The organism is Bacillus sp. FSL H8-0534 (assembly GCF_038005885.1).
In the GTDB taxonomy this organism is placed as follows: domain Bacteria; phylum Bacillota; class Bacilli; order Bacillales; family Bacillaceae_G; genus Bacillus_A; species Bacillus_A pseudomycoides.
Map to the genome: position 1 here is coordinate 1 of NZ_JBBOUC010000007.1, position 10,238 is coordinate 10,238.

The 10,238-nt window shown below is 29.6% G+C and carries 11 protein-coding genes; 8 read left to right on the forward strand and 3 right to left on the reverse strand.

The window, feature by feature from the left end; translation table 11 throughout:
* Positions 1–558: 558 nt before the first annotated feature.
* Positions 559–1,113 (forward strand): hypothetical protein, encoded by a 555-nt coding sequence (locus tag MHH71_RS30310; RefSeq protein WP_006097630.1) that lies wholly within the window; start codon positions 559–561, stop codon positions 1,111–1,113.
* Between the two features lie 283 nt (positions 1,114–1,396).
* On the opposite strand, the gene MHH71_RS30315 is transcribed toward MHH71_RS30310, so the two are convergent.
* Together MHH71_RS30315 and MHH71_RS30320 are read right to left on the reverse strand one after the other, a co-directional pair.
* The gene (locus tag MHH71_RS30315; protein ID WP_033799551.1) at positions 1,397–1,723 is read right to left on the reverse strand and encodes a hypothetical protein; all 327 of its coding nucleotides are present in this window, start codon (positions 1,721–1,723) and stop codon (positions 1,397–1,399) included.
* A complete protein-coding gene (locus tag MHH71_RS30320; RefSeq protein ID WP_000659766.1) occupies positions 1,716–1,952 on the reverse strand; it encodes a helix-turn-helix transcriptional regulator in 237 nt (78 codons plus the stop codon). Before MHH71_RS30320 ends, MHH71_RS30315 begins: the two co-directional genes overlap by 8 nt.
* 684 nt (positions 1,953–2,636) lie before the next feature.
* Between MHH71_RS30320 and MHH71_RS30325 the strand changes: the two genes are divergently transcribed.
* The 7 genes from MHH71_RS30325 (at position 2,637) to MHH71_RS30355 (ending at position 7,465) form a co-directional block, all read left to right on the forward strand.
* Positions 2,637–3,065, forward strand: coding sequence for a helix-turn-helix domain-containing protein (locus MHH71_RS30325; protein WP_006097637.1), 429 nt, complete (start codon positions 2,637–2,639; stop codon positions 3,063–3,065).
* A gap of 535 nt (positions 3,066–3,600) precedes the next feature.
* Positions 3,601–4,191 (forward strand): MarR family transcriptional regulator, encoded by a 591-nt coding sequence (locus MHH71_RS30330; protein ID WP_006097636.1) that lies wholly within the window; start codon positions 3,601–3,603, stop codon positions 4,189–4,191.
* A 709-nt stretch (positions 4,192–4,900) separates the two neighbouring features.
* Positions 4,901–5,107: a hypothetical protein gene (locus MHH71_RS30335; RefSeq protein WP_033799555.1), complete on the forward strand. Its 207-nt coding sequence runs from the start codon at positions 4,901–4,903 to the stop codon at positions 5,105–5,107.
* Positions 5,079–5,609: an SMI1/KNR4 family protein gene (locus MHH71_RS30340; RefSeq protein WP_006097635.1), complete on the forward strand. Its 531-nt coding sequence runs from the start codon at positions 5,079–5,081 to the stop codon at positions 5,607–5,609. Before MHH71_RS30335 ends, MHH71_RS30340 begins: the two co-directional genes overlap by 29 nt.
* Positions 5,610–6,342: 733 nt before the next feature.
* The gene (locus MHH71_RS30345) at positions 6,343–6,894 is read left to right on the forward strand and encodes a DUF3967 domain-containing protein (protein ID WP_033799554.1); all 552 of its coding nucleotides are present in this window, start codon (positions 6,343–6,345) and stop codon (positions 6,892–6,894) included.
* Positions 6,895–6,948: 54 nt separating this feature from the next.
* Complete coding sequence (locus MHH71_RS30350; protein WP_006097633.1) at positions 6,949–7,152, forward strand: hypothetical protein; 204 nt, start codon at positions 6,949–6,951, stop codon at positions 7,150–7,152.
* Positions 7,153–7,186: 34 nt separating this feature from the next.
* On the forward strand, positions 7,187–7,465 hold the full coding sequence (locus MHH71_RS30355; RefSeq protein ID WP_033799553.1) for a hypothetical protein: 279 nt from the start codon (positions 7,187–7,189) through the stop codon (positions 7,463–7,465).
* A 2,200-nt stretch (positions 7,466–9,665) separates the two neighbouring features.
* On the opposite strand, the gene MHH71_RS30360 is transcribed toward MHH71_RS30355, so the two are convergent.
* Positions 9,666–10,238: a tyrosine-type recombinase/integrase gene (locus tag MHH71_RS30360; protein ID WP_006097631.1), complete on the reverse strand. Its 573-nt coding sequence runs from the start codon at positions 10,236–10,238 to the stop codon at positions 9,666–9,668.

A 10,238-nucleotide genomic window follows, 5' to 3' on the forward strand; every position in this document is an offset into this window, starting at 1 on the left:
GTGTTTCTGTACCTCTTTATTTATATTGTTTTGAATGTATACTTTTCTTGCTAATTTTGATGATATCAGGGGAATTGGGATAAAGTCAATGTTTTAGAGGATTTGAATGTAAACAAATATACAAAAGTTTACATTCATTTTCTTAATAAAAAATATAAAACTTATTAGTTAAAATTTTATATTAATGTTTTTTATGGGAATAATAAAAATTAAATTAACTCAATATTAAGAATATTCAATATAAACATTATCAATTTACTATATATTCCATTTGTGTAAAATTATTAGTGAGCTAAACTCTTTTTTAAATCTTTGCCCCTAACAAAGATTTAAGGGTATTACCATTTTCCTGGCTTAAGATATGTTGAAAAAAGAATCTGTAATAGATTCTTTTTTTCTTTTTCTATTAATGAAAGTAAACTTCTATCTAAAAGTTTACTTTCAAATATATTTTATTTATTACCATTTTTTACCCCGTTTAATTTTCTTAATATTGAAAAATATAAATTCATAATTTACAATTATTGTATAATAGAAATATTTTGAAGGAGTGTTGATATGAATATTAAAGGGGTACTAATGTTTTTACTAGTTTTTGTTATATTTTTAGGATTTTTGCCAATGGAGAAAGCAAATGCGTCTGCATCATCTGATTTAGTAAATGAGATAGTAAACAAGATTGATACAAGTAAAAACTATTATATAGTTCCAGCAGATTCACCAACAAGAGGATTAATTTTCCGTCCACTTCATAATTCTCCATTAAACGTACTAGTTAGTTCACATGGTAATACAGTAGAAAACCCTTCCGCAAATCCTGTAAAATTACATTTCTCTGAAGAAAACAAGAAATATCGTATTGAGATGCCTATAAATTTAATGGGACGTCCTGTTTCTTATTGGTTTTGGGCATGGGGAAGTAGTGTGTTTTTGGATTGGCAAGAGAAAAATGCAACTTATTGGACTATAACTTCTGTAGAGGGAGGATATACACTTCAAGTAGAAAGTGGGTATCTCTCTTATAAAGATGTTGTTTCGCCAATGCATGGTTCTCTTATAACGACCTATTTAAGTAAAGAAGAAGTTGTGTGGAAATTAGTACCTGCGTCTTAAATTTTGTATAAGTTTTAAGTATATTTCATCTAAAAAATAATACATAAATAAAACAGTACAAGTCATTTTAATACGTGATTTGTGCTGTTTTGTATTTATTAAAATTCAAATCTAAGTAAAAAAATAAAATAGATTTTATGATTTGAGATTACATGTATCTGATTTATTTTTCTTACTGATATTGTAAGTAAAGAAATATCTAAAAGTTTACATTCAAAAATGGACAATAAAAAACAGTAGTGTATAAAATCACTACTGTTTTTTATTGTTTCTTGCAAGTGAATTATTTAAATTCCTGTCTATATAATTTAAACGAATAAACAGCTCCAACGAAAAAGACAATGGCTTCAAATAATATGAAAAATTGACGGAAATACATATCTTTACCAACTAAGGAAATAAATGCGCCATTCATTATAAGTTGAGTAAAAAACATACAAGAAACAATTTTAAGGTAAATAGCATTTGTTCTTTCATCTGGTTGACCAAATTTTTTGCTGATAATGAAAAGTGCAATTACTGAACCTAAAAATAGAATTGCTGTAAGTCCTACAACGATATTGAAATTGTTTGTGCTTTCTAACATCCATTTGTTTAATAGATCAATCATTATTATCTTCCTTTCCTACATAAGAGAATATTTCGTTTATATCAACTTCAAAATAATTTGCTATTCGATATGCTAACACTAGTGAAGGAGAGTAATTATTCTTTTCCATAACAAATATCGTTTGTTTAGAAACCCCAACAGCATCAGCTAAATCTTTTTGTGACATTCTTTTTAATACCCTATATTCATAGACTTTATTTGTTATAGAGTCGCCATGTTTTTCCTTCATAGGTAACACCTTCCTTTCTTAAGACTTATATTAAACCTATTTTGTAAAAAAGTAAAGTTTAATTATATAAAAGATAAAAATTTTTATATAAATTAAAAGAAATACTATATATTTATTGAAAGTAAACTTCTATTCAAAAGTTTACTTTCAGTAATAACAAAAAAAGTCCCTTAATGATGCTAAAGGGACTTTGTTCACACAAATGATCTGCACATCAATTCCTCTTTGATATACAGATCATTTGTATGATAATTTTTATAAATAATTGCGGAATAAACAACTTACATAAATGCTTTTAAAAGCTCTTGTACAAATGGAATTACTCCACCTACAAATTTTAAAACTGCCATTGCGATTGCCATATTATTTCCTCCTCTTTTGTTGGTACTAAGATGTGATTAATCTTTATGCTTTTATTGTAGTAAGCACTTACATTTATATCAATATATATTTATATGTAATATTACATATTGACGGGTTAATGAAATATCACATTTTTGCATTAAGGAATCCTATGTTTTTAGGATTCTTTTTTAGTTTCTGATAATATTGTTTTAGTTGAATATAGATTTAAGTGATTTAGCAAGAATTTAAATATGTGAACCATTAGTTTACATCTATTAGACTAATGGTTTCTTTATTGATTATGGTTTTATATGTAATAATTTCTTAGAGGTGAATAATATGAATTTAGGTTCGCAATTGAAAAAGTTTCGTGAATCAAAAAACTTTTCACAAGAAGATGTAGCTCGCAAGGTTGGAGTGACTAGACAAGCTGTTTATAAATGGGAGAGCAATAAAAGTTATCCTGATATTGATAATTTGATTTTACTTAGTGAATTGTATGAAGTAACAATTGATGAGTTAATAAAGGGATCAGAGGATGTTAGAGGGGAGTTAGATAAAAAAGATAAAGATGAATGTGAGGACGATGATGATGAAAATGATTTTAGCTTTTTTATAGGTATTGCTCTTATATTTATAGGGATATTTATTGGTATTGAAGGAATTTCCTTATTTTTAACTATACTGGGAATGCTGATAATGGTATTTTATAGTGATGTGAAAAAAGCAATTATTAATGAATTTAAAATAAAAAGAAGACCGAACTAGATTGTTTTTCTAGTTTGATCTTCTTTTTATTTTATGTAAACAAATATTCAAAAGTTTACTTTTATAAAGATAGAAAATCGAGCGAAGCGACAACCGTTTTAGGATGAGAAAATGAAATTTTGAGACCGAAAAAGCGGTAAAGGTTGTAGGAATCTCCTGCTAAGTCAAAAACGTAGTTTTTGGGGAGTGGGCGCCCACTCCCGTAGCTTGCCCTCTCTCTTCCTCTTTTAGAATTCTACACTTAGTTGTTATTTTGCTCTTGGTTTATAAGAACGCTGGTACTGGGCCATGAAAGATGGTTGATGTTAAGCCATCTTTCATTTTTTATAATGAAAATGAAAGTAAAAAAGAGTCCCTATTATTTAGGACTCTTTTTCTATTAGTTATAACAAAAAAAGCCAATCATGATATAATTGAGTTGCGACGCTACAACTATACATAAGAGGCTTTTTTATTCTTATAAAATTCTAATTACATAATAGCATAAAAAGAGTCTCCGTACTAGTTGTAAATACTAGGAATGAGGAGAAAAGTTATGACAAATACTATCAATTTAAAACAAGCTGAAAAAAATGCAAGATTGAGAGATATCGAGGATTCGAAGATCTTGTCAGAAGAAGAGATGCAATTAGCAAATAAACTTCAAGCAAAAGCTGGCTCAAGAGGAATGAAATTAGTTCCTGAAAAGAAAGTAAAAAATAAAGCTAAATTTGTTCAGTTATTACAGTTGAATTGGGAGTATTTAAGACAAAAAGATTATATGACTGGAGAGGAAAAAATCTTTTTGCTGGATATACAGGCTTACATAGGACTTCATTCAAATGCGATTGTAGATGATATTACTAAAAAATATGCGTCTCCATTAAATATTACTCAAATAGGAGAAGTATTAGGGACAAGTAGAACAAAAGTTAGTAGGGTTATTAATAGCCTTGTTAAAAAAGGTATATTAGCTAAAGCTGAATCTGGTGTTGAAGGTAATAATGTAAAAGCTTATGCAATTTATGTTAATCCCAATATTATTTATGCTGGAAATCGTGATGATGTTCAAGGAGCCTTAGTAACTATGTTTAGAAAAGCTATGAATAATAAAACACTTAAGAATTTACCTAATAGATTATTTTAAAAAGAACTATTGACTAGTTCTTTTTTTTTTGATTCTTTATTTTTCGTACGTATCAAATCTGATACGAAAGTGTATCAAATCTGATACGTACGAAAAATCTTGAAACCCTTGGTATTACTGGTTTTTTAAAACTTTTAAATGCTTGTCCTTCTCACTCTATATATTATTAAGGCTAAAAGTTCCGCAAGGAACGGGTCGTATTTTCCTCCGCTTTGCTACAGAAAATCTCCACCCTTTTCGCTTTATTACATCCTTGCAAAACTTTTTTCGGCTCGAGTTTTGGCGGCACCAAGCCGATACATCCAAAAGCAACTATTAGGGATCATCGGCTTGAATTTGCTATTATACGAGCCGAACCGCTAGTGATTCGATTTAAAATTTCACTTACCAAATTAATAGAATACGTTATATGTGGGGTTTCGCCCCCACACGACGAACCAGCCTCAACCCCAAAAGCAAACGAAAACCTTCATTTAAAACCGTTTATGTTGCTTTTTAAGCGGGTATTTTTGTTTTTACGACAAATAGTATTGTTTTAGATTTATATTCTTTAAAAAGGATTTTGGAGCGTTTGAATAACATCCTATGTTTTATTGTTGTCTGTCTCTAAATTATAGTTTTATATGTAAACGGAAAATGACTAACAAATAAACAGTTTTCAGCTCTTCATCAGAAAGTTGTTCGCCACGCATGGAGACAAGAGAAAGAATTGGTTAAAAAAATTGGAAGAGTGAAAGGCTACGAGGGACAGCATATGAAATCTGCTACCGAATATCCTGACTTAGCTGGCTCGCCAGCTAAGATTCAATTTTTAAAGGGAAGGAATATGGATGTAAATGAACATTTTGACGCTCACCGTGGAAACATGAATAGAGGGAGATGGTTTTATGCTAAGAAAATATTATTCAAAAAATAATCATTTACAACCATTTTTTGAGGAAGTTAATAAATATGTAGATGGTATTCATACCTTAAATGATGGAATTAGTTTAGAAGATATAACAATCCTTCAAAATGAACTTAACATCCAAATTCCTGATATATATAAAGATTTTCTTCAAGTGTATAATGGTGGAGAATTATTTATACCTGGAACGGTCCTATCAGAAATTTATATAGCTGCTTGGGGCCCAAAACAGCGTGGTGGCTCCTATCTAAATGATTCGTTTAAAAAAGAACGAAGACCGACAGGAATGCCAGACATGTATTTAATCATTGCAGATTTAAACTATGGTGACACTATTTGTATAGACTTAGAATCAAGCAATGGATACGATGCAACAGTAATACAGTGGGATAGGGAGACTAACAGCGTTTCTAGATCATGGAGTGGTTTGGTGGAATGGTTAATGGATACCTTAGACGAAGGATCATTACTAGTAGATTATGATGGTAATGAAAAAGATTTAGATTTTTAACATGAATAGTAAAAGTGAAGCCACAAGAGTTTAGTGCTCTTGTGACTTTTTATATAGCTAATTTTTTATACACAATCCCCTTACAAATTAATTACTCAATTTAGACTGATCTCTTTTAGTATTTTGAAGTAATGTTTGATTGCAATTTATTTAAAATGTATTGTCTACAGCAGGTACACATTTGATGCTATGAAGAGTACCTTGTGTACACCTCGACTCTACTTTTAACGAAAAATACGTGTAATTGGAAAATTTTGAGTCGACCGTGAGTGCACATCCTGGAAATTTTCGTGTACCCACGTTTAAGCTAGGCTCTGCCTAGCCCCAACCCCTAGTTGGGCCCAAAAACCCCTTATGCTCTTCTCTTTTTTTTGATTCAGAATTTCCAATTTTATAAAATGACTTGCCTTTTGATAGAGTTTTATTATGTTAAAAAAACAAAAATATGATTTTAATTGTGGTTTATTGCAAGGTTATTAGAAAAAAATTGTGGCGCGGCCATGGTCTTCGCTATATGGATTAAATAATGATTTGTTAAGAAGAAAATGAAATATGACTTAGAGATGTGAAGGACTCCGTTATTTTTATATGACAGAAGGATATAAACCTTAGTAAAATGAATTAGTAAAAACCTAGGTTTTATACCTAGGTATCAAGGTTGATTTTTTTGAAAATAACCCTTGATATTTAAAAAACTTAGGTTTTTATCTAGGTTTTAAAGGTGGGTAAAAAGATGGATAAAAGTGAAAACCTAGGTAAAGAAAAACCAGGTTATATAGCGATGACTGTTAAAGAAGTTGCATTGTGTTTAGATGAATCGCCAAATGTTATAAGAAATTGGATGAAAGAATTAAGGACGTATATTCCTTTAGAGAAAAATGAATCAGGCTATAATGTTTTTAATGAGAAAGCTCTTGAGCAAATGAAGATGGTTAAACAATTACACAGAGAACAGAATTACTCAATAAAACAAATTGAACATTATTTTGCTACAGGTGGGGAAAGTATAAAGCCTGTACCTAGTAAAGAAGTTGGAGAAATTTTAGCTGAAGAATTAAAATCATTAAAAAATGAAGTTAGTAAACTTAGAGAATATAGTGAGAAACAAGAGGAATTTAATAAATTGTTAATTGAACAACTTCAAAAACAACAAGATTATATTGATAATAAGTTAGAGAAACGTGATCAGAAGTTCCTTGAAACAATTAGAGAAGTACAAGAAACAAAATTATTAACGGCAGCTACAAAACCAAAAGGTTTTTTTGCGAAATTATTTGGAAAATGATTTTTTGAGATTGGGTAAAGAATTTATTATTAAAGATTTAGGGAGATAATTAGTATGAATAAAAAGGTGAAAAAATTTAAATATCTTATGATTATATTAGCGTGTATTGCAATTTTCGGTACAATTTTACCTAATGCATTTGATCCGAATGAAACGTTAGCAGGTAAAATTTCAATTGCGACTTTTGGGATAGTAGGTACCTGTTTACTATTTTCTATAATGTATTTTATTGTGAAAAAGGCTATTTTAAGAGGATAAGTTGTTGCATTTCTAATGAAAAGGTAGAGGATATATGTTTTTAAAAGCTTCGTATTTTGATTTTATTAATTTTATTATCCTTATTACAGTTATTCTAATTCTATGGAGATTAAAGATGTTGTCTAATAAAAAATATAATGTTCCCAAAGTATTTCAATGGTTTCCTAAAAAATGGGGGAAAAGAAAAATTTCAGAACAGTTTTTTCAATCAAGATTTGATGCTGAAGGTAAAGGGATTTGGATTACTTATTATGCTGTAGATTTATATGTTATAACTATTCCATTACAAGTGAAAAAATATAATACACTTTAATGTTCTGTTTTTTTATTAAGAAGTTTTAAAATATGGTAAGTGAAATTATAGGTATAATTTTATGTGAATATTAAAGTTAAAAAGCTAATTTTCATAGAAAATTAGCTTTTTATTTATTGTTAGCAATAATTATTGAATTGAATAAAAAATGCATTTAGAAGGAATCGTGGTTGCCGCGCATGTGGAATCGCTGAGTCCTGGCGTTTATGCCGCGAAAGTTCCTTGACGATGAGGGGAACCCTCATGCAAACTCGCCAGAGGTGGCCCCAGAAGGGCGGTTTTTGCCCGCTGGGGTTGGCTTTGGGAGTTTGAGGGTTCGGAGGCTCGTGGTCAAGGGAACCGTGGAATAAAAAGCGAGGACGGACCCTAGGACAGGGCAAAGACCAATGTCTTCGCCAAGATTCGTGGTTCTAATGTTAGAAAAAGGCGAATAAGAATATAGCATACATAGAATAAGGGAATGCAGTACAGATCAGCATACAAGCATTCCCTTGCTATTAAAATGTTGTTTTTTAAGTATACTTTTATTTACGTAAAACATTGGGTTTTATGATATGAAATATTATATTTCAAAAAGGTATTGCTATTTTTGTAAGCGCTTACTATAATAAAGGTACAGAGATTCAAAAAATCTTAATATAATAATAAAGGAGGAAACAATATGACAATTGCAATGGCAGTTTTAAAATTTATAGGTGGAATCATTCCATTCGTACAAGAGCTTTTAAAAGCAGTAATGTAAGTTCATTATTCCGCAATTATTTATAAAAATTATCATACAAATGATCTGTATATCAAAGAAGAATTGATGTGCAGATCATTTGTGTGAGCAATGTTTAAAAAAGAAAAAGAATCCTAAAAGAATCCCAAAAGAAATAAGGGATTCTTTTTCTTTTGAGTTTTGTTCTTAAGTATTAAATTATTTTTTGTTAAACAGATGAATAAGGAAAATAAAAAGTAAAAAACATAATATATTATTAAATAAATTTATGTGTTGTTTTGATGCAATATTGCATATTAAAAAGAGTTGCTAATTTTGTTATTTCAAAATACAATATAAATAATTAAATATTCAGAAAAATATAAGGAGTGATCATTATGGCAATTGCAACAACAGTTTTAACCTTCTTAGGTGGAGTACTTCCTTTAGTAGCAACTTTATTAAAAGCATTTATGTAATATAATTTTTTCAGAGTTATTCTTAATAAAACCCATACAAATGATTCATGTATTGGAAGTGTACTCAATATATGGATCATTTGTATGGGTTTTATTAGAAAAAAGTTTTTTGTTTTTATTTAGGTTATAGTCTGATGGTAATGAAATGACAATCAACCCCAAATAATTAGGGAATTCTTTACAATGAAAGCGCTTTCTGTTATAGTGATAATGGGTTGGATAGCACGAGTGGCTATCAGGGTATTTAGCGTAGGTGGGGCTAATACTATGGACAGGATAGAAAGAAATATTATATTGTTTTTTACTATTATGAAACTCTACATACATTATAAAAAAGGAACTGATTCATTATTTTATGAGTTGATTCCTTTTTTTATTTTATTACAGTTAAGTGAGGGTAAGGCAATTTTCTTTCGAAAAAATGTCGAATTTATCAGAATTTTGTATTTTTTTGTTGATTTATTTTATTTTTAATGCTAAACTCATAATAACAAGGAAAGAGTAAACAAAAACCCTTAGCGATTAAATTTTCAGAATGTTTAGTCTTATCGGTCGATTTACTCCATTTGATTGACATGTTTGTGTATTGAATCCTCCACTCTTTCTTTGTTGTACCCTACAAAAGAAAACAACCTGTTTTTATCCAAGTTGTTTTCTTTTGTAAAAATTTAATTATTGTTTTTATGACAGTTGGGATAATTATTGTAAAAGTTATTATGGTTTACAGAGGGGGGGACAGCTAATAGATTGGACATTTAATGCGGAGTTTACATTACAATGGAGTGAATACAGAAAGGGGTGAAAACCAAGAAATTTGGTGTCAGTTTATTAATTTTAGAAAAGGAAGAATAGAAATATAGTGGACATACAATTACAATAAGGGAATGCAGTATAGATTAGTATACAAGCATTCCCTTTTTACGATTATGTTATTTGTTATTATAGGTATGAATGAATTCCTTACTTTATATATATTCCATGTATTTTATCCACTACATATGAATAGGTAGTGGTTTATTTTTTAAATTTGAAATGTATCTAAGATATTATCTTTTTCTTCTTTATTGATACCAATATATTTGAGTGTAATTTGTGGTGTACTGTGATTGAGTATGTCTTGCAACATAGCGACATCTTTTGTTTGTTTATAGAACCAATAGCCGAATGTTTTGCGCATTGTGTGAGTTCCGATAGATTCTACATCGGCAAAATCACCGGCTTTTTGCAATTGTCGATAGGCTTGGATTTTACTAATGGGTTGATTTCCTTTACGTGAAGGGAATAACCAGGTATTTTCTACTGTTTGGGCGTATTGATATATTTCGTCAAAAATAGAAGTAAGATTAATAATCCGTTCTTTCTTCGTTTTTCCCTCTTTTACTTTTAATTCTTTTCTACGTTTTCGTTTTAATTTTAAAATCATATGAGTCTCTAATTGAAGTAGATCACTTACTCGTAGACCTGTATTGATCCCAATCGTGAATAAGATGTAGTCTCTTTCTGAACAGTGACGTTTAAGAGCCCATTTCATATCTTCAATCTGATCTTTACTTCGGATGGGTTGGACATCAATGAGATGTGTTTTTTTGTTCAT

What these genes read in the sequence shown, in the direction of transcription:
- MHH71_RS30310 (WP_006097630.1), top strand. Translation starts at nt 559, where the DNA reads ATGAATATTAAAGGGGTACTAATGTTTTTACTAGTTTTTGTTATATTT.
- MHH71_RS30315 (WP_033799551.1), bottom strand. Translation starts at nt 1,723, where the DNA reads ATGATTGATCTATTAAACAAATGGATGTTAGAAAGCACAAACAATTTC.
- MHH71_RS30320 (WP_000659766.1), bottom strand. Translation starts at nt 1,952, where the DNA reads ATGAAGGAAAAACATGGCGACTCTATAACAAATAAAGTCTATGAATAT.
- MHH71_RS30325 (WP_006097637.1), top strand. Translation starts at nt 2,637, where the DNA reads ATGAATTTAGGTTCGCAATTGAAAAAGTTTCGTGAATCAAAAAACTTT.
- MHH71_RS30330 (WP_006097636.1), top strand. Translation starts at nt 3,601, where the DNA reads ATGACAAATACTATCAATTTAAAACAAGCTGAAAAAAATGCAAGATTG.
- MHH71_RS30340 (WP_006097635.1), top strand. Translation starts at nt 5,079, where the DNA reads ATGCTAAGAAAATATTATTCAAAAAATAATCATTTACAACCATTTTTT.
- MHH71_RS30345 (WP_033799554.1), top strand. Translation starts at nt 6,343, where the DNA reads ATGGATAAAAGTGAAAACCTAGGTAAAGAAAAACCAGGTTATATAGCG.
- MHH71_RS30350 (WP_006097633.1), top strand. Translation starts at nt 6,949, where the DNA reads ATGAATAAAAAGGTGAAAAAATTTAAATATCTTATGATTATATTAGCG.
- MHH71_RS30355 (WP_033799553.1), top strand. Translation starts at nt 7,187, where the DNA reads ATGTTTTTAAAAGCTTCGTATTTTGATTTTATTAATTTTATTATCCTT.
- MHH71_RS30360 (WP_006097631.1), bottom strand. Translation starts at nt 10,238, where the DNA reads ATGAACAAAAAAACACATCTCATTGATGTCCAACCCATCCGAAGTAAA.